Source organism: Thermoproteus uzoniensis 768-20 (assembly GCF_000193375.1).
Classification (GTDB): Archaea; Thermoproteota; Thermoprotei; order Thermoproteales; family Thermoproteaceae; genus Thermoproteus; species Thermoproteus uzoniensis_A.
Genome location: NC_015315.1, coordinates 690,881 through 715,135 on the forward strand (window position 1 = coordinate 690,881; position 24,255 = coordinate 715,135).

Sequence of the window (24,255 nt, forward strand, 5' to 3'; positions counted from 1 at the left end):
CTTAAATAAGTTTCTTAACCCAACAGCCCGCGTTCTCGACTGCGTGTGCTTGTGCCTAGGCCTGGCCCAACGCGCCCTCCGCTATAGAGGCCACCTTGGCCTCGGCCTTAAGCCCCTCCTCGGCGTAGGCCCTCAGGACAGCGTCCTTGACGGCGTCTGCGTTCTTGTCGTCAACCAGCGCTATGACCGAGGGCCCCGCCCCCGACAGCGCGACGGCCAGAGCGCCGGCCTCCAAGGCGTACTTCCTCGCCCTGCCGTAGCCCGGCACGAGAGGCGCCCGCGCCGCCTCGACCACCTCGTCCTGCATGCCCCTGGCCACCAGCCCGGGATCCGACTTGGCGAGGCCGGCCACCAGGGCCGCCACTCTGGAGATCTGCCGCACGTAGGTCAGGAACTCTACGCTCTTGGGCAACACCTCCCGCATGGCCTTAGTCTTGTTGGGCATAGGCGGGACTTCGGGGACCCCCACCACGAAGGTCAGCCGCGGGCTGAACCTCACGAGATCTAGAGGCGAGAGGGAGGTTATCACCACGGCCCCTCCCAACGCGGCCCCCGCGGCGTTGTCGAAATGGGGGCTCCCGGCCGCCGCCGCCTCGCCGTGGCCCGCCGCCTCGACAACGACCCTGGGATCCACCTCGAGCCCGGCCTCCCTCACGAAGGCCGAGAGCGCCGCCACGGCCGAGGCCCCGCTACTGCCGAGCCCTCTGGCTATGGGTATTTTGTTGACCACCTCGACCTCGACGCCTCTACAGACGCCCAGGTATGCGAAGAGCTTGTCGAAGGCCCTCACGACGGTGTTGTCGGGCCCCGGGTCGAAGCCCTTGAACTTCACGTGCACGCCGCAGCCCGAGCCCACAGATACGTAGGCCTCGGCGAAGTAGGCGTCGTGGGCCACAGCCACTACGTCGAAGCCGGACCCCAAATTGGCGCTAGTGGAGGGGGCCCTCCCTATATACATCGGAGGGGCGAAATAGAGAATATATATAGTTGGCGCTCGCGTCTGGCCGGCCGCGACCTCTCGCAGCCGTAAGCTTAACAATGTAGACATCTATGGTAGACATGAGTTGGGTTGCTGTGTCTACCAAGGTGAGGCGGTCGGTCTTGGAGAAGGCGAGAAGGTACGGGATAAACGTGTCGGAGCTTCTCAGAAAGGCGCTGGAGGTAGTCAAGAGGAGGGAACTGGAGGAGCTGGCCTCGCTTGCAGAGAGGGTGGCCGAGGGCCTTAGGAAAGCCAGCGCGGCTTACGGGGAGGACTATGTCGCGAGGAGCGTCAGGGAGGATCGCGCGGCGAGGTAGGTACGTCTTCGACTCCTCGGCCATCGTTAGCTGGTCGAGCTGAGCCCCAAGAAGTCGGTCGAGTTGCTGGACGGCCAATACACGGCCGACCTCGCCTACTACGAGATAGGGAACTACATCTGAGCTCCACAAGAGGTCGGCGATCACCGACGCGGCGCCCTACGTCGAGTTCATTAACGGGTTCTACAGATACGTTTGGAGGCGCCTCGAGGATCCGGCGCTCCGCGACGCCTACCTCCGCGTGCTCGAGATGAGGCGCCGCAGGCCCCGGCGGGAGCCCCCGGAGCCGTCGGCCGAGGTCGGCGCCGGCCGCTAGGCGCACTGATATAAAGAGGAGGCGCGCGTTCGGCGTGATTAAAGTCAAGAGGGTCTACGATCCCCCCGAGCCTGGGGACGGGCTCCGGGTTTTGGTCGACAGGCTGTGGCCTAGAGGCGTGAGGAGGGATGCGGTCGATATATGGATGAGGGAGGTCGCGCCGAGCGACGAGCTGAGGAGGTGGTTCTCCCACGACCCGGCGAAGTGGGAGGAGTTCAAGGCCAGATACTGGCGCGAGCTCGACGAGAACCCCAAGGTCGAGGAGCTGTTGAGGCTGGCCGAGCGGGGCGACGTGACGCTCCTATATGCGGCGAGGAGCCCCTACAACAACGCCGTGGCCCTCAAGGAGTACCTCGAGCGGCGGCTGGCCGAACGGCGCGGTTAGGGCTTAAGGCCTCGCGGCCTCCAGAAGCTCGGCGACGCCTCTAGACATGAGGAACTCCCTGGCCCTCTCCCTCGCGTTTCTGCCCAAGGACTCCCTCAAGGAGTCGTCCCTAGCCAGCGCCTCTATGGCCCTGGCGGCTCCCTCCACGTCGTCGGGGCCGCTGACGTGCACCCCGTCGACGCCGTCCCTGACGAGCCACCTCTGGCCGTAGGATGCGCTGGTCACCACCGGCACTCCGCCGTACATGAACTCCAGCTGGGCTATGCCCAGCCCCTCAGACCTCGAAAGGATCACGTTGGCGAGGGAGGCCCTCACGAGGGAGGCCTTCTCCTCCTCCGAGAGGAGCCCCGCCAGATACACGTTGGGGAGCCCTCTGGCCTCCCGCCTCAGCCTCTCCGCCTCCTCCCCCGCGCCGGCTATCACGAAGGCTATGCCCCGCCCCGCAAGCCTCTTGGCTATCTGCAGAACGGCCAGGGGGTTTTTCCTGGGCTCCAGCGGGCCTAAATAGGACACGACGAGGTCCTCCCTGATCTTCAGCCTATCCCTTACGAGGTCCGGCGAGGCCCTATCTATGGCGCCCGCCACGTCGTCGTCTAGGAGCCCCTTGAAGTGGACTATCTTCTCCCCGCCGGCTCCCATGGAGGCCAGTTCGTCGCACTCGGGAGGGCTGACGCAGAGGACCCGCCCGGCGGCTTGGAGGATTTGGGGAAGCGCCGTGGCGTTCCAAGCCATCCGCAGAGTCCTCTCCACGGGGCTGAGGCCCGGCTCCGGTGGCCTGTAGTGGGGCATGTAGAGGAACGACGTGGGCCTGACCTCCTCGCCTATAGAGGCCAGATCCCTCTTCCACCTAGCCCACCTAGCCGCCTCCTCTGGGCCGTTCCAGAAGGTGGAGTGGACGAGAAGGACGTCGACGCCCAGCTCCTCGTCCATCCGGCGCAGGGCCGAGAAGAAGTCCCTCGCCGCGATTCTCCTGGCAGGTATGGCGGACCGCGAGCTGAGGATCCTCAGAGAGGGGACCCCGGCCTTGGGATCCCTCTCGAATGCGACGTAGCCCGAGAGGCTCCTCGCCAGATCCCTCTCCGGCACCACGGGCTCCCAGTCGTGGAAGGCGCCGGCGACGAGCCAGGCCTTGTGGCCCAGCCGCGCCGCCCATTTGGCCAGACGGGCCGCCGTGAGCTCCGGCCCCCTATAGCTGGAGGTCTGCGGCGCCACGACGAAGACGTTCATCTGCGCACTGCCTGGAGGACGGCCACGGCCACCATGGCCGCCACGAGGCCCCAGGTGATGGGTATGAGCATCTGGCTTAAGGTCGAGACGTCTATCCCGCCTTGCTGTAGGGCGAAGGTTATCACCACGAGGTAGAGCACCACCCGCACGTACTCGGCGACCGGCGCCAGGAGCCGGGAGTCCTCCTTGAGTATGGCGCCGCGGTAGACGTACTCCACGAAGCCGTCGACCAGGATAAAGCCCACTATGGCGATTATGAAGAACTTCACGAAGCCGTAGACGTAGACGTTGACGACGCCGATAAGGGCGTCGCCCCAGGCGGGGTAGCCCAGAGAGTAGGCGAGGTAGGCCGCCGCCAGGAGGACGAAGGTGAGGTAGATCAGCCACGCCGCGACAGAGCCGAAGAACTCGCCGGCGGCGTAGCCCGACCTCAGAATAGCCCGGCCGATGTTGAACCGCTTGAACCAGTCGTCGAAGCCGACTCTGGCCAGGCCTCTGGCCAACGCCCAGCGCACGAGCCTCCCCACGAGGTACCCCACAGCCGCGATGAGGACGGCGATGAGGGCGTGGAGGGCGACGTATAGCGGCGACATGGAAAAGACGGCGCACGCCGATATAAAGGTTTGGGCAAACGCCGCGGCGCACCGCAACACGTATAAATCGGTGCATGCGGTGCACCGTGGATTTCTTACAGGACCTCCTGGAGGGGATGACTCTCATATACGGACCGCCCGGGAGCGGGAAGACCTCACTCGCCGTCAGAGTGGCGTCTCGAGCCAAGGGAAAGGTCCTCTGGATATCCACCAGCGAGACCGAGGAGTACTTCTCGGCCCTCCTGAAGAGGCTCAACGCCCCCGAGAAGAAGTTCGACTTCAAGCACTTCCCCAGGACCTTCCGGGAGAACATAGCCAAATACGCCCTAGACCACGTAGGCGAGTACGACATGCTTGTCGTCGACCCCGTCAACAGCCTAGTTCCCCCCGACTCCGACTCGGCCAGCTTCGTCCACTCAACCTTCTACCAGGTCTCGCGCCACATGCCGGTCATAGTGATCTCGGAGATGCGCCACAAGCGCCTCCAGTACGTGGCCGACCACGTGGTCAAGATATGGTACAGAGTAAACTCCATAGGCCACATTATCAGATACGCGCAGTTGGTGAAGTCGAGGAAGAGGCCGCCGAGCCCTCGATATATCTTCGACATAGTCGAGGGCGTAGGCCTGCCATGGGTCGTGCCGGTAGAGAAGCCAGAGAAAATCTACGTGAACCAGCTAGCTCTGGAAGATAAAGAGCGGGTCGTTGCATTTAAAGGGGCCGTGATAGGAATCTACTCCTCTAGCGAGTCTGCGTTAGCGCAGAGGGTCCAGCAGTTTCTCGACCACGAGAACTCCTACCTCATCGTCATATCGCCGTTTAATATAGCGAAGAGGCTCAACGTCTCACCTGAGAGGATGGTGTCCGCGTCTACGTTTACGACCTGATGAAGTTCTACGCAGACGTTGTGATGGAGAAGATAAGGCCGAAATACGTCGTGGCTACCGGATTAGTTCCGTTGGAGAATACTGCCCCGGGCGATTCGAGGGAATACCTAATATTGTTGGGCGTTCTAGCTAATTACGCCGAGCTTGTCATAGTAGCAGATGTAGCTGATCTGGAGCAGGTAAAGAAAAGCTATGTCTACCAAGCTATGAACGAAAATATAATTGTTTAGGCTATGCCTCCGCCTGAAGTTATGCCGGTCGGGTTGATTATGCCGACTAGCGCGAGGACGAATATCAGCACGAGTATTCCTCCCTTGGCGAACCTCAACACAGCCACCTTTTTGTTTAGTTCGACCACCTTCATGTGTTTTTAAACGGTTTACGCTATATAGAAACAAGATAAATATAGAAATATCAAGGAAATATATTTCTTAAGATCAACTGATGCTGGCTGGGGCATGGTTTTTAACCGGCTCCCCTCTGGCGTCGTGGCTGAGGTAGAGCCGATTAGATACTCCTACTCACATCTCCTAGACGGCAAATCCGTCGTCTTAACAGTTACCTCGGGGATATCGCTATATAGGTCTATAGACCTCGCCCGGCTCTTGATTAGGCACGGGGCCGACGTCACCGCCGTCTTGTCGGATAAGGCGGCGCGCCTCGTCAGCCCCGAGCTGTTTAGGTGGGCCACGGGGAGGAGGCCTGTCTCCAGGCTGACGGGGAGGGCCGAGCACGTCTCTGTCTGCGCGAGGGCCGACCTGCTGGTTGTCGCCCCCGCGACTGCCAACACAGTGGCCAAGGCCGCTCTGGGCATAGCCGACGACGTGGCGTCCACGTGCATACACGCGGCTCTGGGGGCCGGGGCCCGGTCGGTGTTTGTGCCGACGATGAACCTAGCCATGTGGCGCAACCCGGCCCTCCAGGAGGCTCTCTCCAGGCTGAGGTCTTGGGGGGCGTTGGTGGTGGAGCCTAAGATCGAGGAGGGGAAGGCGAAGTACCCCGAGGTGGAGGAGGTGGCCGAGTCCGTGATAGACGCGTCGGCGCCCCGCGACATGTCGGGGCTGAGGGTCCTCGTGACGGCGGGGCCCACCCACGAGCACATCGACGACATAAAATACATATCTACGCCGAGCTCCGGCCTTACGGGTATATACTTTGCCCGGGAGGCGGCGGCCAGAGGGGCCGAGGTGACGCTGGTGGCGGGCCCCGGCGTCAAGGCGCCTCCGAACGTCAAGGCCGTGCCCGTGGTGTCGGTCCTCGACATGTATAGGGCGGTGGCCGAGCTGGCGCCCTCGCAAGACCTCATGGTCTTCGCGGCGGCTCCTCTGGACTTCTACGTGGCGGAGAAGGCGTCGGGGAAGATCAGTAGCGACGTGGCCGAGTACACCGTGAGGCTCCTCAGGGCGCCGAAAATAGCGGCTGAGGCCAGGAGGCTGAACCCCAAGGCCTATATCGTGGGCTTCAAGGCGGAGTACGGCGTGTCGGAGGAGGAGCTCCTGAAAAGGGCCAGGGCGAGGATGGAGGAGGGCGGCTGGGACCTCGTCCTCGCCCACGACGTCTCGGGGCTGGGCTTCGGCACGCTTAAGGACCAATACATAGCGATATATAGCGACGGGAGGGTCGAGAGGCTGGGGCCCGCCCACAAGAGGGAGCTCGCGCGGGCTGTCCTAGACAGAGCCGTCAAGGCGCTTGGGCGATGAGGTATCTGGCGGTTGTCTGTCCCCGTTGCGGTATGGCGAGCGCGGCCAAGTCGGGCGCCAAGTCCCACGTCTGCCCGTTCTGCGGGGCGAGGATAGACCTCGAGAGGGCCTCGGTCATAGCCTCTGGGACGGCCGAGGAGGTCAGGAAAGCCGTGGCGCGCCACAACGAAGGCCTCAGAAAGCCGGGAGGCGGGGCGAGGAAAACCGCAGACGGTATGTAAACTATAAACTAGAAGGCCTCTATGAAGTCGGTGGGCTTCGGTATCTCCTCCTTGAGGCCCTTCCTCTTGCGTATTTGCTTCACGAGATCCGCCAGCATCGCCTCGGGCACCGGCGACCATCTGGAGAACTGCATGGACCAGAAGACCTTGCCGGCGGCGGCGGCGCGTAGCTCGTCGCTTATGGTGAAGGACTCAAGGACCGGCAGCTCGGCCCTTATCATGGCCATGTACTCCTCCTGGGTCATGTCCAGTATCTTGCCCCTATGCTTGTTGAGGACCGACGTGATGGCGCCTATGTAGTCCGGGTGCACCTTGATGTCGAGCTTCAAGAGGGGCTCCAGGAGCGTCGGCTTCGCCGACAGGATGGCGGCGAATATGGCGTTCTTGGTGGCGGGCATTATCTGGGCGGGGCCGCGGTGGGCCGGGTCCTCGTGGACTACGGCGTCTGTCAACACGACTTTGAGCCCTCTTATCGGCTCCTGGGCCAGCGGGCCCGCCTCGGTGGTCCAGCGGAATCCCTGCACTATGTAGTCCCTAATCTCGCGGAGGTACTGAATGCCGGAGGTCTTGTCGACGAGGACGTTGAAGTAGCGGTCGTCTATGGCCCAGATGCCCCTCGCCTCGTCTGTGTCCCACCCGGCCTTCTCCCTCAATATCTTGGCGCGGTCTCTCGGGTCCATCTCCTCGGTTATCTCCCGCGTCGCTATGAGCTCTATCGTCGCGTCGTCGAGAGGCTCCACGTAGAAGTAGAGGCGGTTGTGCTTGTTGGGGGACTTGCCCTCGAACACGTCGGATCTGGCCCTAACGGCCTCGCGGAACCTTATCAACGGCTGGGACACGGTGAAGTCTATCTTGGTCCTCTCCTTGAGCATCCACGTGGCTATCTCCAGGTGGAGCGTGCCGACGCCCGACAGCAGTATTTGGCCGGTCTCCTGGTCTATCTTGACCTCGAGGGTCGGGTCCTCGATGACCTGTTCCTTGAGGGCCTCCACCAGCCTGGCCAGGTCGGCGGGGTTCTTGGGCTCTATCGCCACGGTGACCACCGGCTCCGATATGTACTTCATGCGCTCGAACGGCGGTATGCTGCTAAAGTTGGCCGCCACGATAGTGTCGCCGGCCCTCGCGTCGTCCGTGCCGAGCAGCGCCACTATGTTGCCGGCCGGCATGTAGGGCACCACTATGCGGGACGGGCCCATGTAGATATAGGTCTGGAGGACCTTCCTCTTGGACTTGGCGCCGATTATGTAGACCTCGTCGCCCTCCCTTATAGTCCCCGAGAAGACGCGGCCGGTCGTGATGAGGCCGGCGTGCGGGTCCACGTTGACCTTGCTTACCGCAATGACCGTGGGCCCGTTGGGGTCAGCCTCGAGGAGGGCCTTGCCGACATCGCTGTTGAGGTCGCCTCTCCAGAGCCTCGGTATTCTGTACTTCTGGGCCACGTTGGGCGGCGGGATGTGTTCGATTATCATCGACAGGAGGGTCTTGTAGAGCGGGTAGTCGGCGGCCAGCTTGTCCACGTAGCCCTTCTCGTAGGCGTCGACTATATTGCTGAACTTGAGGCCTGTCTTCTGGGCCATGGGTATAGTTATGCCCCACTTGTGTAGGGCCGAGCCGAGGGCTACCTGGCCCTTGCCCGGATCCACCTTCCAGGCGTCCTTGAACTCGGGCGGGGCGAACATGTCTATGAGGGAGTTGAACTCCTTCACTATAGTCAGTATCCTCTGCATGATCTCCTGCGGCGAGAGCCTCAGCTCCTTTATCAAGCGGTCTATCTTGTTGATGAAGAGGACGGGCCTCACGTACTCCTCCAACGCCTGCCTGACCACCGTCTCGGTCTGCGTCATGACGCCCTCCACGGCGTCGACGACGACGAGGCCTCCGTCCATGACTCTGAGGGATCGCGTGACGTGTCCCGTGAAGTCGACGTGGCCCGGCGTGTCGACGAAGTTTATGAGATACGGCTTGCCGCCGTATTCGAAGTACAGCGATATGTTGGCCGCCTTGACGGTCATCTGCCTCAGTTGCTCTATCTCGACGTAGTCCATGGCGAGGGCCTTGCCCGCCACCTTAGGCGAGAGGAGGCCGGCGCCCATGAGGAGCGAGTCCGACGTGGTCGTCTTGCCGTGGTCCACGTGGGCGAGAGTGCCGGCGTTCCGTATCTGGGCGGGGTTCCTAGCTATGGCCAAGATCTCATCCAGCTGCTTCTCGACTATCCTGACGACGCTGGACATGCGAGGCAGTGAGGCATCGATATAAAAACATTTAATCCGCCGCCGAGATCTAGCCCTATATGCTTAGGACTGAGAGCGGGGGAGAGGGGACGGCAATTCCGCTAGACATATCAAAATATAACGTAAAGTTTTTATCCTAGACATCGACCATTCTTCTATGTGCCTTACTCGGTCTTTGTTGGCGCGTTTTTATGGTTCTTTGGATTTTTCTCTTAGGGGTCTTCTTCATTTTAAGTCTCTTGCGGCTTTGGGCTATCCCTTTGATAAGGTTCTTCTTGAAGAGCCTTGGAGGACATACGACGTATTGACGTCGCTAGTGGGCAGACACAACGCAGAGCTAATACTGACAATGCTCCACAAATGGCTAAACAACAACGGATGCACAATAGACCCAGAAACGCTGAGAAAATACCTAACAACAAAGGAGATGTGGGGCTAGCGGAGGCCGTTTCCAACCATTTTTAGAAACTTGTCGAATACCCACGTCGTGTCTCTCGGGCCGGGCCCCGCCTCTGGGTGGAACTGGGTCGTCAAGATAGGCAGGTCTGGGTGGTAGAGCCCCTCCACTGTGCCGTCGTCCGGCTGTACGGCCCACGGCCTCAGCCCGCTCCCGGCCGGATCGACCGCGTATCCGTGGTTGTGCGTGGTTATGTAGGTCTTGCCGGTGAAGGCCAAGTCTCTAACCGGCTTGTTGGAGGCGCGGTGGCCGAACTTCAGCTTGTACAGCCTCGCGCCGAGCGCCTTGGACACCACCTGGTGGCCCAGACATATGCCCATTACGGGGAGCCTCATCTCCACCGCCGCCTTGACTCCCTCGGCCACCCTATCCAGCAGATTGGGGTTGCCTGGGCCTGGGCTGAAGAGCACGGCGTCGCACTTGAGCGCCAGCTCCCACCTCAGACAAGGCACCCTCAAGACCTTGACCCCCCTCTTGACTAGCTCCCTCAATATGCTCCTCTTGACGCCGCAGTCCACGACCCCCACGCAGATCTTCCCGTCGCCGAGCTCCTCGGGCTCCTTAGGCGAGACCATCAAGGCGTAGTTCACCTCGTCGTACCTCGGCGACTTCCTCACCCTCTCCAGCAACTCGTCGGGGGGCTCCTGGCCGACGGCCCCCATCATGACGCCGTGTTCCCTAAGCTTGAGGACGAGAGCCCTCGTGTCTACCCCCTCTATCCCCGGCACGCCGGACGCCTTCAGCCACTCGTCGAGAGACATCACGGCTTTGTAGTGGCTCGGCCGCGTCGCCTCGTGGACTACTACCGCCTCGGCCTGCGGCCCCTCCGACTCGTACTGGTCCTCCGAGACGCCGTAGTTGCCGATGAGTGGGTGGGTGAAGACCAGTATCTGCCCCTTGTAGCTGGGGTCCGTGATGGACTGCGGATAGCCGACGACGGCGGTCGTGAAGACAACCTCGCCGACAGCCGTCTTGTCCGCGCCGAACGCCCTGCCTTTTAGTACTGTCCCGTCTTCGAGGACGAGGTAGGCCCTATGGTTCGCCCCTGGGACATCGCCTCCACGACATTTGACATATATAAGTCTTTCGCGCTATTTTCGATAATATATTGGCAGGCGGCGCGTATTTATAGCCGGAGCTCCGGGCCCACATGGCCCTCTACAGGAGATGGATCGGGGGCTCGAGCGACGTGGTGGCCGGGTACACCTCCAGCATCCAGGACGACGCCGAGATAGCGAGGGAGGTGGTGGAGGTCATGAAGGCCCATGCGGCCCATCTGGCCGAGGCGGGCCTCGTGCCGAGGGGCGACGGGGAAGCCGTGCTCGCGGCGTTGGGGGAGGTCCGCGTCGAGGATCTCCTGAGGCCGGGCTACGAGGACGTCCACGAGGCTCTCGAGGACTACCTCATCAAGAAGGTGGGGCCCGCCGGGGGCTGGGTCGGCCTCGGCAGGAGCAGGAACGACCACGTGGCGGCCGCCATAAGGCTGAGGCTCCTGCGCCACATGGACAATCTGTCCAGAGAGGTCAAGGGCCTTATGTGCGTCGCGGCGCGCCGCGCGGCGGAATACGCCGACTGCGTCATGCCTTCCTTCACCCACTTCCAGCCGGCCCAGCCCATAACCTTCGGCCACTACCTCCTCGCCCTCTACGAGCTTCTGTCCGACCTGCTCTCCGCCCTCTCGGCGGTTAGGCCCATCGTCGACAAGTCGCCTCTGGGCTCGGGGCCCTCCGGCGGCACTTCGGCCCCGCTGGACCGCAAGAGGCTGGCCCAGCTGGCGGGCTTCGGCGGCGTCGTCGAGAACACGCTGTACGCCTCGTCGAGCCGCTTCTTCGCAAGCCTCGCGGCGTCGGTCGTGGCCTCGGCCCTCGCCGAGCTCTCGAGGTTTGTGGACGATCTGGTGGCCTGGTCCAGCCCGTTGCTGGGCTACGTTGAGCCGCCCGCCGAGCACGTGTCAACCAGCAGCATAATGCCGCACAAGAGGAACCCCGTGACTCTCGAGGTCTTGAGAGCCCGTATATCCGAGGCCGTGGCGGACGCCTCGGCCCTCCTAGCCGTCCAGGAAAAGATAGGGTACGGCTACAGCCTCGACCTCCAGGAGGCGACGCGGCATCTCTGGCGCGTGTTCAAGACCGCCGAGGAGGGCGTCGCCGTGTTGAGGAGCTTCCTGGAGGGCATGAGGTTCAACTGCGACAAGGCCTACCAAGACGCCAAGAGGTACCCCACGACGTCGTCTGACGCCGCGGAGAGGCTGGCACTCGGCGGCGTCCCCTTCAGGGAGGCCTACTTCAAGACAGCCGAGGCTGTGAAGGCGGGCTCCGCCGACCTTCCAGACCCCCGCGAGGCCGTTAGGAGGCCCGTGCTGGGCTCTCCCGACCCCGAAAGGGTTAGGAACTCGGCTAAGGAGAAGCTCTCTATCTGTCAACAATAAGCTTATAAAGGTCAGCGCCTCCAGACGGCGATGTCGGGGAAATCGACTTCGTCTACGACTTGCTGAGGCTCGACGAGCGGTTGCTGTTAGACGCGCTCAAGAGGCGCAACGCCTCCGTGAGGCTCGTAGACGCCGAGAACCTCGCCGCGCCTGACGGGCTGGGCCTCGTGGGCCTTATAAGAGTCGCGGGGAGGTCCAAGGTCCTCCCGCTGGCCCACACCTACGAGGCGGCCGGCGGCGTGTCTATAAACTCGGCCCAGTCGCTATATATATCCCACGACAAGTACCTGACCTATCTGGCCTTGAGGCGCGCCGGCGTCCCCACGCCCAGGACGGCGCTGGCGTTCGGCCTAGAGCCCGCCCTCAAGGCGGCCGAGGCCCTCGGCTACCCCGTCATAGTGAAGCCTCTGGACGGCTCTTGGGGGAGGCTCGTCAGCCTCGCCAAGTCGCCCGACGACCTCGCGTCGATAGTCGCCCACAAGAGGCACCTCGAGTCCTCGATGCAGGAGTTCTTGGTCCAGGAATACGTGGAGAAGCCGGGGAGGGACATAAGGGTGACCGTGGTGGCTGGGAGGGCCGTCGCGGCGATATACAGATACTCCTCGTCGGACTGGCGCACAAACACGGCCAGGGGCGGCAAGGCGGAGCCCGTCGAGATAGACGGCGAGCTTGAGGAGATCTCGGTCAAAGCCGCGGAGGCCGTCGGCGCGATGTACGCGGGGATCGACGTCGTCGAGTCGAGGGACGGCTACAAGGTGCTTGAGGTCAACGGCGTGCCCGAGTTCAAGAACGTCCAGAGGGTGACGGGCGTCGACGTAGCCGGCGCCATAGCGGAGGCCGTGCTGGAGGTAGCGCGGCGTTAGGCGCGTCGGGGAGCCTGCAGGCTCGTCGACGCCGATTTTCCGAACGGGGCGTTTGGGAGGCCTGCCCTAGCGATTACGAGACGCTCGATACGCTGGGGTCAATTACTATCACGGTCTTCCCTAATGAGCCTCCAGCTGGGCGCCGACGCCGGCGGGAGGCCCTCGTTCAGCCTCTCCAGCTCTTTAAGGGCCTCCTCGGCCTCCAGCTGTCTAAGCTTCTCCTCGATAGCCTCGATTATGACCTTCTTCCAGTCGACTTTATACCTATCCATCCTCTCTTTCAACTCCTTTGGAATCCTTACGCTCAGCACCACGTCAAGTTGTATACAGCAATAAATACCTTTGTATACAATGTAGACTGCCCCAGATTCTACGACGCCCCTTGTTAGGGCTTAGAGGGCTACAGCGTGTATCTCGCCCCCCGCGAGCCCACCGTCCTCTTGAAGGCGCTCCATCTGCGGTAGTATTCGGCCAGCTTCTCGGGATCGGCCGTGAAGAGGTCCCTTATGTCCTCTATGCCCAGCAGTATCATGGCGACTCTGTCGAGGCCCCAGCCCCAGGCGAGGACTCTGCTCTTCTCGACGCCGAGGGGGCGCGTCACCTCGGGCCTGAATATCCCGGCGCCGCCGAACTCGATCCAGCCCAGCTTCTCGTGCCTTGCGTAGACCTCCACGGAGGGGCTGGTGAACGGGAAGTAGGCCGGCTTGAACTTAACCTCGGCCATGCCTAGGGCCTTCGCTATCTGCTCCAGTTGCCCCAGCAGGTGCTTGAAGGCGAGCCCCGGCCCCACCACTATCCCGTCGAGCTGGTGGAACTCCACGTTGTGTTTGGCGTCTATGTGCTCCGGCCTGAAGACCCTCCCTATGGCGAAGACCTTGTAGGTCCCCTCCCCCCTCTCGGCGAGCGCTCTTATGGTCGTCGCGGTGGTCTGGCTCCTCAAGACCAAGCCTAGGGCCTTCTCGCGGCTCCAGCGGTAGCCCCAGCCGGCCTCGTGCTCCCTCCCCACCCTCTCCATGAGCTCTGGGGGAGGCGGCTCCGGCGGCCGTCCCTCCCACTCCGCGAAGAACGTGTCGTGGACCTCTCTGGCCGGGTGGTCCTGTGCCTGGAACAACGCGTCGAAGTTCCAGAACTCGTACTCGAGGATGGGCCCCCTCACCTCCTCGAAGCCGAGCCCCACCATGACCTCCCTCACGTACTCCAGGAAATCCTGGAAGAAGTGGGGGACGGGGGCCGGGGCGGGAGGCACCTCTATCGTCGCGTCTATGGGCTTGAGGACGATCTCCCTCCAGGCCCCGCTCCTCAGATCCTCAGAGGTGAGCGCGGTCTTCATCTCGGCCACACGCAACGACGCGAGATCCGCCGCCGACTCTACATAGATCTCCACCCGCGACGACCTCCTCACAAGCCTCCTCCTCTGGAACTCCTGCAAGGCGTCGCGCGGTATCTCCCCGCCCGCGGCCAAGGCCTCGAGAAGCCTCTGCCTCTCCTCGACGGCCCTAAGCGCCTTCTCGACTTCGTCCCTCGGAGCCTCGATCCTCCCGCCGCGGGGGCGCAGGCCGTATCTGGCCAAGTTGGCGAGGACTATCCTCCCCTCGGGAGTGTCCGGCACCTCGACGACGCATATATCGCCGCATTTGGCGGCCCTCAGAGCCGCAAGCTCCGGCAACCCCTCCCTCGCGTATTTGGCCCCCTCCTCAGTCAGCTCGTAGACCTCGACCTCCCGCCGCTCGACGCGTATCAGCCCTCTGGCCCTCAAAGACTCGACGTACCTCATGAGGTCCTCGGGCTTCGTCCCCAACTCGGCGGCTATCTCCCTCAAGCTCCTCCGCCGCCCGGCCGACCTCAATATCGCGTACTCCAGGGGCGAGACCAAGGCCACGGCTAAAATCTATTCGATTAATAAGAATTGGCCGGGTCTAGCGGCCGGTTAAAACCTCTATTTCCTCGCCCTCCTCGACCTCCTCAGCCGCCGTCTGCCTAGCCGCCGGCTTCAAGGACTCCTTGTAGAGCAGTTCCCTTATGGCGGCCCTTATGGCCTCGCTCCTATTTGGGTATATACCCCTCCTGACGAGCTCGTCCAGCTCCTCCAACATTCGTTTCGGGACGTGGACAGAGATCAGCGACATCTTCTCCTGCCCCTTATTCCGAGGCATAATGTGTAGAAGGGAGGCACTTAAATTGGTCTCCCAGGTAATACGCGTGTATTCCGCCGACTAGAGGGCCACCGACTCGAAGATGTGTTTGCGGTAGTACTTGGCCGAGATCTCCGGCCTGGCGTTGGTCAGCTCGTCCTCCGGCAGTATCGAGAGCACGTCCCACCCTATGTCCAGCGTCTCCTCGAAGGTCCGCCTCTCGTAGACCCCCTGCTTGACGAATTTCTGCTCGAAGGCGTCGGCGAAGCGGAGGTACCTCCTCTCGCGCCAGCCCAAGTTGCGCTCGCCCACCAGAGTGGCCAAGCTCCTCAGCTCCAGGGCGCGGCTGTAGGCGGCGATGAGCGTGTTCGCCACGTCCTTGTGGTCCTCGCGCGTCTTGCCCTCGCCAATGGCGTCCTTGGCGAGGCGCGAGAGCGACATTATTATGTCGAAGGGCGGGTAGATACCCTTGCCCCACATGGATCTGCTGAGGACTAGCTGGCCCTCGGTGATGTAGCCCGAGAGGTCGGGTATGGGGTGGGTTATGTCGTCGTGCGGCATGGTGAGTATGGGGAACTGCGTGACGGAGCCCTTGCGCCCCCTAGCCCTTCCGGCCCTCTCGTATATACTCGCCAGGTCGGTGTACATATAGCCCGGGTAGCCGCGCCTGCCGGGGAGCTCGCCCTTGCCCGACGAGAGCTCGCGGAGGCCCTCGGCGTAGTTGGTCATGTCGGTTATGACGACCAGCACGTGGTAGCCGAGGTCCCAGGCGAGGTGCTCAGCTATGGTCAAGCCGACGCGGGGCGCCAGAATGCGCTCCGCCACGGGGTCGGAGGCGAGGTTTATGACGGCGACTGCCCTCCTCAGAGCGCCCGTCCTCCTGAACTCGTCCATGAAGTACATCGCCTCCTCGCTCCTGATGCCGATTCCGACGAAGACCACCGCGAAGCCCTCCTCGCTCCCCCTCACGGTTGCCTGCCTCACCACCTGCGCCGCCATGACGTTGTGCGGCAGTCCTGTGCCCGAGAATATGGGCAGCTTCTGGCCCCTCACGAGGGTGTAGAGCCCGTCTATGGCCGATATGCCGGTCTCTATGGGCTCCTCGGGGTACTCGCGGGCGTACGGGTTGAGGGGCTCGCCGTTTATGTCCCTGAAGTCTTGGGGCGGCGGCAGAGGCATGTGGTCGCGCGGTTGCCCCTTCCCGTCGAGGATACGCCCTATTAGGTCCTCGCTGACGCCCAGCCTGTAGGTCTTGCCGTAGAACCTAACGGTCGACCCCTTGGCGGGGAGGCCGAGGGTGGGGCCCAGGACTTGCGCCACTGCGTAGTCTGTGCCCACCTCGATGACTTGGACGCGGCGGGGCTCCCCGTCGGGCCCCACCACCTCGCCCAGCTCGCCGTAGGCAACGCCCCGGGTCCTCTCTATGACGAGCAGAGGGCCCTTGACCTCCCTAACTGTCGAATAGCTGACAATGGGAGATACTTGCATGGGGCTACGGAAAGGGCACTTTTTATATGTTGGCTACAGCGTGAATTCCACCATCCCGCTGGTGGCGCCTTCAGCCAACACGTCGTCCTCCAACTCTATGAAGTAGTTTACGGAGGCGGTGAAGACGTAGTTGTTCCCCTCCTCGCCCGTCGGCTTCTTGGGTATCCTCGCCTGCATGACGGCTCTGCCCTTCACCTGCCCCGCCTTGAGCAACGGCACCTCTAGGCCCGCCCTTATCTCGTCGCCGGAGGAATCGGCGCTCCACTTCTTCTCGCCCAGCTCCAGCCCGTAGTCGGAGGCGTACATCTGCATCAGCTTGTTGAAGTTACTGCCCGACTCGTCGAGGACTAGGCTGAGCCCGCTCTCCCTAGGCCACCTCTCGAGCCTCCTCAGCCTGGCCTGCTCGTCGGCGGTCTTCGAGATCCTTATGGGTACCTCGACCGACCTCTCGTACACCCTATACATGGCCACTGCAGTGCCGTTGGTATATAACCGTTGTTTCGCCGTTGGCTGAAGGCGGAAACCTTATAAGCGCGGCGCCCCTATCCGTAGTGTCTTTGGACAAATATATATCGGCTGTGAGGGCCGTCGTTGCCAAGGAAATGGTTCGGCGGGGCTTCTCCGTCAACGAGACGGCCAGACTCCTCGGCGTCACCGCCGCCGCCGTCTCGCTCTACGCCAGCGGGAAGAGGGGAGGAGAGCTCGTGGCCAAGATAGAGGCGGACGACCGGGTCATGTCGATAATCAAGTCCTACGTCGACGCGCTCGCCGAGGGCGGGAAATCCGCCGTGTTGGACCTCACGGATCTGGCCCAGGCGGTGAGGAACGCCCTAGAGGCGCCGAGCCGCGCCGAGGCCGACGTGTCTCTTCTCATAATGGAGCGCATAAAGCTGGAGCAGGAGACGGCCAACAGGAGCATGGCGCTCGCCTACAGGTCGGCCAATCCCCTCGCCAGAGCCCTCTTCATGCAGATAGCCATGGACAGCTTGCGCCATGCCGAGATACTCACCACAATCCTCGACTATCTGTCCGGCAGGATTAAGGCCGACGAGATCGCGCTGACCGAGGAGGAGCTGAGGGCCGTCTCGGAGGAAGAGAAGGGGATGAGGGAGAGCCTCGCCGCCCTCTCCAGAGTCGAGGATCCCCTGGTGAGGGCCCTCATAAAATCGATAGAGTTCGACGAGCTGAAGCACTACGAGCTGGTGAGGGCCTTGATGGCGGTGAAGCCGAAAAGGGCTAGGCCCTCTTGAACCTCCTGTATATCGGCATGTTCATGAGCGCCACGTGGGCTCTGCCGGAGTAGAACGCTGTCGAGACGCCCCTCTCGGCGAGCGTCTTGTCGACCTCCTCAGCGGTCAGCGCTCTGGGGTCGGCCGAGTCGCTGGCCGCTATGAAGTTGACCGCGTAGCCGAACGAGGGTATCCACACGGTGTACTCGACCACTATGCGGAAATTCGCCGACACGTTCCTCAACACCGCGTCGTACTCCTCCTCGAAGAAGAAGCTGCTGCCGGCCTGCGTCACGAAGACGCCGCCGTCTGCCATAACTCCCTTGACCTTGCCGATAAACTGCGCAGAGTAGAGGCCCTGCGCTATCTCGGGGCCGTAGGGGTCTGTCAGATCCATCACGACTACGTCGAACTTCTCGCCCCGCGCCAAGGCCTCCTCGACGTATTTTGCCCCGTCCATTATCAACACCTTGGCCCGCGGGTCCTTGAACGCGCCTTGGTGCATGGCCGGCAAATACTCCTTGGCCGCCTCCACGACCTCCCCGTCTATGTCGACCATGACAGCCTCCGAGACGGTCTTGTGCTTCAGCGCCTCCCTAAGCGCGGCCCCCTCGCCGCCTCCCAGGATGAGGACCCTCCTCGGCGACGGGTGCGCCACCATGGCGGGGTGGACCAGTGACTCGTGGTAGTAGGGCTCGTCGGCGTACGTGGACTGGATAAAGCCGTCGAGCACCAACGCCCTGCCGAAATCCACCGTGTCTATTATGGCCAGCTCCTGGTATTTAGTCCGCTTCATGTACCTAATCCCCTCTATCTGCATGGCGAGGGAGCTGTGCCAAGACACAGTCTCTACCCAGACGGGCCTCACCGCCGATAGTAGCTCCTTCCCCTTCTGGGGAATCATACCAAGCGCCTCGGCGAGCCTATATAAGGATTCCCCTCAGCCTAGATAGGCCTTCACGAACTTGGCCACCTCGCCGTATATCTTGGGCCTGGCGGCCGACGAGAAGACGTGGCCCTCGCCCTCCAGCCTCAAGTACTCGACGCGCCGGCCCAGCTCCCTCAGCCTCGCCACGAGCTGGTCGGCCTCGGAGACGGGCACCCTTATGTCGTTCACGCCGTGTATCACCAACAGAGGCGCGGCTATCCTATCGGCGTAGGTTATCGGGCTGAGCTTGGCAAGAAGCTCTCTGTCCTCCAGCCTGCCGTACTCCGCCTCTCTGTGCCGCCTCCGCCAAGGAGCCGTCCTCTCGAGGAACGTGGCCAGATTCACTATCCCGGCCATCTCGACGCCGCAAGCCCAGAGGTCTGGGTAAAGCGCCAGGGACATCAACGTCAGATATCCGCCGTAGCTCCCTCCCAGCACGCAAGGCCTCCCGGCGACCAGCCCCTGGCCGGCGAGCCAGCCAACGGCCTCGGCCACGTCCCTCACGGCGTTCAGCCTCCTCTCGCCGTCGTCCAGCCTCACGTAGGTCTTGCCGTAGCCCGTCGACCCTCTGAAGTTGGGGGCGACGACCATGTAGCCGAGCCTGACCAGGAGCTGCGTCAGGGGCTCGAAATAGGGCCTTGCCTGGCTCTCGGGCCCCCCGTGCAGTAGGAAGACCGCCTTGTGGGGAGGAGCGGTCTGCGGCCTATACAGCAGGAGCGGAACCTCCAGCCCGTCGCTTGCCTTGAACCTGGCGGCCTCCGGCACGGCGTTTCTCGACATGTCGACGCCGTACTTCGGCGAGTCGGTGAGCGCCCTGACCTCGCCCGCGTATACGAAAACCTCGTGGCCGACCCGAGGGCCCGACAGCGAGAAGACGAGCTTCCCGAAACGCCAGCTCAGAGAGGTGACGACGCCCGGCGGGACGGACACCTTGTGCGTGAGGCCCGTCGGGAGGTGCATCACGTATAGGCCGGAGTAGCCGTCCTCGTTGGCCACATACGCGAGGTAGTTGCCCCAGATGTCGAAGAGCTCTATCTCTCTGTCCAGCTGGACGAGGGGCTTCGCCTCGCCCGTCTTCAGATCCATGACGGCGATTCCCCTATACTCGGACCATCTGTCGGTCAGATAGGCGATTTTGCTCCCGCCGAGGCATCGCGGCGACGCGTTGACCTCCTCGCCGGAGTGCTTGGTCAAATTCTTGACCTCGCCGCCGGACGCCAGATAGATGTCGCCGTCTCTGCTCGACTCATGGTGCTCCACCAATATCCCCTCGTCGCACCAGTCCACGGCCGCGTTTATCCCTTGCAGGTCGGCGACCTTCCGGGCCCCGCCGCCATCGAAGACGTAGAGGGAGAAGTCCTCCGGCCTCTCGACGGTAGAGGTGTACGCGAGCCGCGAGCCGTCGGGGCTCCACGCGCCGAGGTTGTTGAAGCCCTCGACGGCCACGTCCCTCACCTCGTCTCCCTCGGCTACGTAGATCCTCCATCGCTCGTCGCCCCCCACATCGGCGGAGAAGGCCACCGCGCCTTTCGGGGAGACGACGTATCCCCCCACCCTCCCGTCCCAGGGGATGTAGACGTCGTGCCGCCTGCCGTCGAAACGCCATATCTGGTACTGCCCCGTCGCGTCCGAGAGGTACAGCACAGCCCCGTCGGGCCCCGCCGAGGGCGCCACGGCGCTCTTGACGGACAAGAGTCTGGCCGCCAGCAGATCCATAGGGGCGGGTGGAGACGGATAATAAAGTTTGACGGAGCGCCGCCCGACGCGATAAAGCATATAAATGGGGCTTGTCGAGGGGTGGCATGTCGATTAGGGGCGCCAAGCTGTACGGTCCGTCTCCGCCGAGCGATACTATGACCAACTGGACGCTGGCCCCGCTGGAGAGGGGGGTCGAGTTCGTCTGCCCCAACTGCGGCAGGTCCACAATAATCAGGAACTACAAGGCTAGGAAGCTGGGCATCTCCTACAAGTGCCCGGTCTGCGGGTTCGAGGGGCCCTAGGCAAAATTTTTAAAGGGTTGTCAAGTCGGCATCTATGTCGGCGGAGGTCGCGTTGATATACAGAGTTCTGCCGGACAGCGCCGACGTGGATTTGGCCAAGCTGAAGCAGGAGATAGCCAAGAAGCTGGAGCCCAAGTACAAGGTGGATAGGATAGAGGAGGAGCCCATAGGCTTCGGCATAACTGCCTTGAAGGTGTACGTAAGGCATCCCGAATCGGACGAATACACGTCCGACGAGGTGGAGGAGCTACTGAGGTCTGTGCAGGGCGTGGGCAACATCGAGCTGGAGTACTTCTCGCGGCTGAGCTTTTAGGGTATAGCTTTTTATAGACCTAATGGCTTAAGGCGCGTGAGTTGGGTAGAGCTCAGAGTGGCCGAGAGCAAGGCGCGCGACGCCAATAGGCCCATAGTGCGTATAGATCCCGACGTGATGGAGCGCCACGGCATAATGGTGGGCGACGTGGTAGAGATCATGGGGAGGAGGAGGACGGCCGCCAAGGTGTGGAACGGCCTCCCAGAGGACCGCGGCAAGGGCATAATCCGCATGAACTCCATACTGAGGAAGAACGCCGACGTCTCCCTCAACGAGACGGTCAGGATAAGGAAGGTCGAGCCGAGGCCGGCCCAGTCGGTGAAGCTGGCGCCGGTCTCCATGACCATAGCCGTCGACTCCAACTTCCTGCAGTACATAAAACAGAGGCTCCGCGACTACGTCCTAGTAGAGGGCGACATACTCCAGATATACGTATTGAGCCAGCCCTTGACGTTCCAGGTAGTGCAGGCCCGCCCGGCCAACGCCGTCCTCCTAGTGACCGACGACACCCAGATACAGCTATACGAGAAGCCGGTCTCCGGCGTCAAGATACCTCCCGTGACTTGGGAGGATATCGGCGATTTGGAGGAGGCTAAGCAGAAGATTAGGGAGTTGGTGGAGCTTCCTCTAAGGCACCCGGAGCTGTTCAAGCACTTAGGCATAGAGCCGCCTAAAGGCATTCTACTGTTCGGCCCTCCCGGCACTGGCAAGACTCTTTTGGCTAAGGCTGTCGCCAACGAGGCTAATGCCTACTTTATCGCGATTAACGGGCCCGAGATTATGTCGAAGTATTACGGGGAGTCTGAGGCGAAGCTTAGAGAGATATTCGACGAGGCTAAGAAAAACGCCCCCGCAATTATCTTTATCGACGAGATAGACGCCATAGCTCCCAAGAGAGAGGAAGTGACCGGCGAGGTGGAGAAGAGAGTCGTTGCCCAGCTACTGACCTTAATGGACGGACTACAGGAGAGAGGACAGATAGTAGTCATAGGCGCAACCAATAGGCCAGACGCAGTAGACCCAGCACTGAGGAGGCCGGGAAGATTCGACAGAGAGATCTGGATAAACCCGCCCGACTTCAAGGGCCGCCTCGAGATACTCCAGATACACACCCGCAACATGCCGCTCAGCCCCGACGTTGATTTGAGGAAGCTTGCCGAGATGACTCACGGCTACACCGGCGCCGACATAGCCGCTCTGGCCAAGGAGGCGGCTATGAGGGCCTTGAGGAGGGCCATACAGAGCGGCGTCGTCGACCTCAACCAGCCCACAATACCTGCGGAGTCCCTCGAGCGGATAAAGGTGACCATGCAGGACTTCACGGAGGCCATGAGGGAGATCGTGCCGTCGGCCCTCCGCGAGATACACATAGAGGTGCCGAAGGTCAGATGGAAGGACGTAGGGGGGCTGGCCGAGGTGAAGCAGGAGCTCAGAGAGGCGGTGGAGTGGCCCCTCAAATATCCGCAGATGTTCAAGAAGTTCGGCTTGAGGCCGCCTAAAGGCATTCTCCTGTTCGGCCCTCCCGGCACCGGCAAGACCCTTCTGGCTAAGGCAGTCGCGACGGAGTCGGGGGCCAACTTCATAGCGGTGAGGGGGCCCGAGATATTCTCCAAATGGGTCGGCGAGTCCGAGAAGATGATTAGGGAGATATTCCAGAAGGCCAGAATGGCCGCCCCATGCGTCGTCTTCATCGACGAGATAGACGCGCTGGCGTCGGCGAGAGGCCTAGGCGCCGACTCGTTCGTCAGCGAGCGCGTGGTGGCGCAACTGTTGGCGGAGATGGACGGGATAAGGACGCTCGAAAACGTCGTGGTGATCGGCGCGACTAACCGCCCCGACTTGGTAGACCCCGCGCTTCTCAGACCGGGGAGGTTCGACCGCATAATCTACGTGCCTCCGCCCGACTTCAGAGCGAGGCTGGACATATTCCTAATACACACCCGCAACGTGCCTCTGGCCAAGGACGTAGATCTGGAGGAGCTGGCCAGGAGGACCGAGGGCTACTCCGGCGCGGATATCGAGCTCGTGGTGAGGGAGGCCACCTTCATGGCGTTGAGGGAGGACATAAACGCCAAGGAGGTCGCCATGAGGCATTTCGAGGCGGCGCTCAACAAGGTGAAGCCGTCGATAACGCCCGATATGCTCAAGTTCTACGAGAGCTGGCTCGAGCGGGCTAGACAGTTACAGCCCGCCGCCAAGGCCAAGGCCACGCCTCCGCTGTATCTATGAAGAACATAACGGTCGCCCTCGTCAACGACGTCATAGAGACGATACATAGGCTGAAGAGGCAGGAGGTCATGACCTCTGACGAGATCCAGGAGTTCCTAAAGAGGGCTAGGCCCGACATAACGGAGGCGGAGATACGGAAGGCCCTCATGGTCCTCGAGCTCTACGGGAAGATCCACGTGAGGAGGCTGGTCAAGGGCGGCAAAGAGATATACCAGGTCGTCAAGAGGCGTTAGGCCGCCCAAGGCCCCTCCAGAGGACCAATATTAAATACCGCGGAACCAACTACGTGGGAGTTACGGAGCTGGGGAAGCTCATACCGCAGGACGCCAGGCGCGAGGTCAAGCTAGAGCAACTGTCCGGGCGGTCGGTCGCCCTAGACGCCTACAACGCGCTGTATCAATTCCTCGCGTCGATAAGGCAACCGGACGGGACCCCCCTCATGGACAGCAGAGGCCGGGTGACCAGCCACCTCAACGGGCTTTTCTATAGGACTATAAACCTGGTGGAGGCCGGCATAAGGCCGGTCTACGTCTTCGACGGCAAGCCGCCGGAGCTCAAGAGGGCGGAGATAGAGTCCAGGAGAGCCGCCAAGGAGAAGGCCAGGGAGCAGATGGAGAGGGCCGCGGCGGAGGGGAGGGCCGAGGACGTGGCGAAATACGCCAAGAGGGTCATATACGTCACCGACCAGATGGCCGAGGACGCCAAGGCCCTCCTCACGGCCATGGGGATCCCTTGGGTGCAGGCGCCGAGCGAGGGCGAGGCGCAGGCGGCGTATATGGCGGCGAGGGGCTCGGTCTGGGGCGCCGGGAGCCAGGACTACGACTCGTTGCTCTTCGGAGCGCCGAGGCTGGTCAGAAACCTGGCCGTGTCCTCCAGGAGGAAGGTGGGCGAGGAGTACGTCGAGGTCCCGCCCGAGGTGATAGAGCTCGACAAGGTACTCAAGGCCCTCAAGCTCAAGTCGAGGGAGCAGCTCGTCGATATTGCAATCCTGCTCGGCACCGACTACAACCCCGACGGGGTCCCGGGCGTGGGCCCCCAGAAGGCGCTGAAGATAATACTGGAGCAGGGCTCTCTCGAAAACGCCCTCAAGACGGTCCTAAAAGGCGTCAAGTGGCCCGTCGACCCTCTAGAGATTAAGAAGATATTCCTCAACCCGCCCGCCACCGACCAGTACAGAGTGGAGTTTAGGGAGCCCGACGAGGCCAAGGTCCTCGAGATATTGGTCGAAGAGCACGACTTCAGCAGAGACAGGGTCGAGAAGGGGCTGGAGCGCCTACGGCGCGCGTTGAGCAAGGCCAAGACCTCGTCGCTCGACTCGTTCTTCTGACTTAT

The 24,255-nt window shown here is 62.1% G+C and carries 28 protein-coding genes; 15 read left to right on the forward strand and 13 right to left on the reverse strand.

Annotated elements, in window-relative coordinates; translation table 11 throughout:
- Positions 1-55: 55 nt before the first annotated feature.
- Positions 56-958, reverse strand: coding sequence for a homoserine kinase (locus TUZN_RS03805; protein WP_013679616.1), 903 nt, complete (start codon positions 956-958; stop codon positions 56-58).
- Between the two features lie 92 nt (positions 959-1,050).
- Between TUZN_RS03805 and TUZN_RS03810 the strand changes: the two genes are divergently transcribed.
- Together TUZN_RS03810 and TUZN_RS03815 are read left to right on the forward strand one after the other, a co-directional pair.
- Positions 1,051-1,296, forward strand: a complete 246-nt coding sequence (locus tag TUZN_RS03810; protein WP_202795130.1) for a hypothetical protein — start codon at positions 1,051-1,053, stop codon at positions 1,294-1,296.
- Positions 1,297-1,646: 350 nt separating this feature from the next.
- Positions 1,647-1,997, forward strand: coding sequence for a DUF488 domain-containing protein (locus TUZN_RS03815; RefSeq protein ID WP_013679618.1), 351 nt, complete (start codon positions 1,647-1,649; stop codon positions 1,995-1,997).
- A 3-nt stretch (positions 1,998-2,000) separates the two neighbouring features.
- Here the strand turns inward: TUZN_RS03815 and TUZN_RS03820 are convergent, their stop codons facing one another.
- Complete coding sequence (locus TUZN_RS03820) at positions 2,001-3,224, reverse strand: glycosyltransferase family 4 protein (protein WP_013679619.1); 1,224 nt, start codon at positions 3,222-3,224, stop codon at positions 2,001-2,003.
- Positions 3,221-3,817 carry a mechanosensitive ion channel family protein gene (locus TUZN_RS03825; RefSeq protein WP_013679620.1) on the reverse strand — a complete coding sequence of 199 codons (597 nt, stop codon included), beginning with the start codon at positions 3,815-3,817 and terminating at the stop codon, positions 3,221-3,223. Before TUZN_RS03825 ends, TUZN_RS03820 begins: the two co-directional genes overlap by 4 nt.
- Before the next feature lie 86 nt (positions 3,818-3,903).
- Here TUZN_RS03825 and TUZN_RS03830 point away from each other — a divergent pair, with 86 nt between their 5' ends.
- Positions 3,904-4,704: an RAD55 family ATPase gene (locus TUZN_RS03830; protein WP_013679621.1), complete on the forward strand. Its 801-nt coding sequence runs from the start codon at positions 3,904-3,906 to the stop codon at positions 4,702-4,704.
- A complete protein-coding gene (locus tag TUZN_RS03835; RefSeq protein ID WP_013679622.1) occupies positions 4,704-4,934 on the forward strand; it encodes a hypothetical protein in 231 nt (76 codons plus the stop codon). Before TUZN_RS03830 ends, TUZN_RS03835 begins: the two co-directional genes overlap by 1 nt.
- Here the strand turns inward: TUZN_RS03835 and TUZN_RS11220 are convergent.
- Positions 4,931-5,068: a hypothetical protein gene (locus TUZN_RS11220; protein WP_158305066.1), complete on the reverse strand. Its 138-nt coding sequence runs from the start codon at positions 5,066-5,068 to the stop codon at positions 4,931-4,933. The genes TUZN_RS03835 and TUZN_RS11220 overlap by 4 nt on opposite strands.
- Before the next feature lie 124 nt (positions 5,069-5,192).
- Between TUZN_RS11220 and coaBC the strand changes: the two genes are divergently transcribed.
- The gene (coaBC, locus tag TUZN_RS03840; RefSeq protein WP_013679623.1) at positions 5,193-6,404 is read left to right on the forward strand and encodes a bifunctional phosphopantothenoylcysteine decarboxylase/phosphopantothenate--cysteine ligase CoaBC; all 1,212 of its coding nucleotides are present in this window, start codon (positions 5,193-5,195) and stop codon (positions 6,402-6,404) included.
- A complete protein-coding gene (locus TUZN_RS03845) occupies positions 6,401-6,625 on the forward strand; it encodes a hypothetical protein (protein WP_013679624.1) in 225 nt (74 codons plus the stop codon). Before coaBC ends, TUZN_RS03845 begins: the two co-directional genes overlap by 4 nt.
- An 8-nt stretch (positions 6,626-6,633) precedes the next feature.
- On the opposite strand, the gene TUZN_RS03850 is transcribed toward TUZN_RS03845, so the two are convergent.
- Positions 6,634-8,856 carry an elongation factor EF-2 gene (locus tag TUZN_RS03850; protein ID WP_013679625.1) on the reverse strand — a complete coding sequence of 741 codons (2,223 nt, stop codon included), beginning with the start codon at positions 8,854-8,856 and terminating at the stop codon, positions 6,634-6,636.
- Between the two features lie 157 nt (positions 8,857-9,013).
- Here TUZN_RS03850 and TUZN_RS03855 point away from each other — a divergent pair, with 157 nt between their 5' ends.
- Entirely contained in the window at positions 9,014-9,295 is a 282-nt protein-coding gene (locus TUZN_RS03855; RefSeq protein WP_052886067.1) for a hypothetical protein, read from the forward strand.
- On the opposite strand, the gene carA is transcribed toward TUZN_RS03855, so the two are convergent.
- A complete protein-coding gene (gene carA, locus TUZN_RS03860) occupies positions 9,292-10,392 on the reverse strand; it encodes a glutamine-hydrolyzing carbamoyl-phosphate synthase small subunit (protein ID WP_052886068.1) in 1,101 nt (366 codons plus the stop codon). The genes TUZN_RS03855 and carA overlap by 4 nt on opposite strands.
- 71 nt (positions 10,393-10,463) lie before the next feature.
- Here carA and argH point away from each other — a divergent pair, with 71 nt between their 5' ends.
- Both argH and lysX read left to right on the forward strand, forming a co-directional pair.
- Positions 10,464-11,741 (forward strand): argininosuccinate lyase, encoded by a 1,278-nt coding sequence (argH, locus tag TUZN_RS03865; protein ID WP_013679628.1) that lies wholly within the window; start codon positions 10,464-10,466, stop codon positions 11,739-11,741.
- Between the two features lie 41 nt (positions 11,742-11,782).
- A complete protein-coding gene (lysX, locus tag TUZN_RS03870) occupies positions 11,783-12,604 on the forward strand; it encodes a lysine biosynthesis protein LysX (RefSeq protein ID WP_148678578.1) in 822 nt (273 codons plus the stop codon).
- Positions 12,605-12,702: 98 nt separating this feature from the next.
- Here lysX and vapB read toward each other — a convergent pair whose 3' ends face one another.
- The 5 genes from vapB to TUZN_RS03895 form a co-directional block, all read right to left on the reverse strand.
- The gene (gene vapB, locus TUZN_RS03875; protein WP_013679630.1) at positions 12,703-12,918 is read right to left on the reverse strand and encodes a type II toxin-antitoxin system VapB family antitoxin; all 216 of its coding nucleotides are present in this window, start codon (positions 12,916-12,918) and stop codon (positions 12,703-12,705) included.
- An 86-nt stretch (positions 12,919-13,004) separates the two neighbouring features.
- Entirely contained in the window at positions 13,005-14,483 is a 1,479-nt protein-coding gene (gene pheS, locus TUZN_RS03880; RefSeq protein ID WP_013679631.1) for a phenylalanine--tRNA ligase subunit alpha, read from the reverse strand.
- A 37-nt stretch (positions 14,484-14,520) separates the two neighbouring features.
- Positions 14,521-14,757 carry a ribbon-helix-helix domain-containing protein gene (locus tag TUZN_RS03885; protein WP_052886069.1) on the reverse strand — a complete coding sequence of 79 codons (237 nt, stop codon included), beginning with the start codon at positions 14,755-14,757 and terminating at the stop codon, positions 14,521-14,523.
- A 60-nt stretch (positions 14,758-14,817) separates the two neighbouring features.
- Positions 14,818-16,224, reverse strand: coding sequence for a V-type ATP synthase subunit B (locus TUZN_RS03890; RefSeq protein ID WP_013679633.1), 1,407 nt, complete (start codon positions 16,222-16,224; stop codon positions 14,818-14,820).
- Between the two features lie 33 nt (positions 16,225-16,257).
- Positions 16,258-16,689 carry a hypothetical protein gene (locus TUZN_RS03895; RefSeq protein WP_052886070.1) on the reverse strand — a complete coding sequence of 144 codons (432 nt, stop codon included), beginning with the start codon at positions 16,687-16,689 and terminating at the stop codon, positions 16,258-16,260.
- 86 nt (positions 16,690-16,775) lie between these two features.
- Between TUZN_RS03895 and TUZN_RS03900 the strand changes: the two genes are divergently transcribed.
- Entirely contained in the window at positions 16,776-17,474 is a 699-nt protein-coding gene (locus TUZN_RS03900) for a transcriptional regulator (RefSeq protein WP_052886071.1), read from the forward strand.
- Here TUZN_RS03900 and speE read toward each other — a convergent pair.
- Together speE and TUZN_RS03910 are read right to left on the reverse strand one after the other, a co-directional pair.
- Entirely contained in the window at positions 17,461-18,357 is an 897-nt protein-coding gene (gene speE / locus TUZN_RS03905) for a polyamine aminopropyltransferase (protein ID WP_013679636.1), read from the reverse strand. The genes TUZN_RS03900 and speE overlap by 14 nt on opposite strands.
- Positions 18,358-18,393: 36 nt before the next feature.
- On the reverse strand, positions 18,394-20,097 hold the full coding sequence (locus TUZN_RS03910) for a S9 family peptidase (RefSeq protein WP_013679637.1): 1,704 nt from the start codon (positions 20,095-20,097) through the stop codon (positions 18,394-18,396).
- A gap of 86 nt (positions 20,098-20,183) precedes the next feature.
- Between TUZN_RS03910 and TUZN_RS03915 the strand changes: the two genes are divergently transcribed.
- Genes TUZN_RS03915 through fen form a run of 5 tightly spaced genes read left to right on the forward strand, consistent with a single transcriptional unit; the run spans position 20,184 to position 24,250 of the window.
- Positions 20,184-20,381, forward strand: coding sequence for a zinc finger domain-containing protein (locus tag TUZN_RS03915; protein ID WP_013679638.1), 198 nt, complete (start codon positions 20,184-20,186; stop codon positions 20,379-20,381).
- Positions 20,382-20,415: 34 nt separating this feature from the next.
- Positions 20,416-20,694 (forward strand): elongation factor 1-beta, encoded by a 279-nt coding sequence (locus TUZN_RS03920; protein ID WP_013679639.1) that lies wholly within the window; start codon positions 20,416-20,418, stop codon positions 20,692-20,694.
- Positions 20,695-20,730: 36 nt separating this feature from the next.
- Positions 20,731-22,923, forward strand: a complete 2,193-nt coding sequence (locus TUZN_RS03925; RefSeq protein ID WP_013679640.1) for a CDC48 family AAA ATPase — start codon at positions 20,731-20,733, stop codon at positions 22,921-22,923.
- Complete coding sequence (locus tag TUZN_RS03930) at positions 22,920-23,156, forward strand: hypothetical protein (RefSeq protein WP_013679641.1); 237 nt, start codon at positions 22,920-22,922, stop codon at positions 23,154-23,156. The genes TUZN_RS03925 and TUZN_RS03930 overlap by 4 nt, the downstream gene beginning before the upstream one ends.
- Before the next feature lie 53 nt (positions 23,157-23,209).
- Positions 23,210-24,250 (forward strand): flap endonuclease-1, encoded by a 1,041-nt coding sequence (gene fen, locus TUZN_RS03935; protein ID WP_013679642.1) that lies wholly within the window; start codon positions 23,210-23,212, stop codon positions 24,248-24,250.
- Positions 24,251-24,255 lie beyond the last annotated feature (5 nt).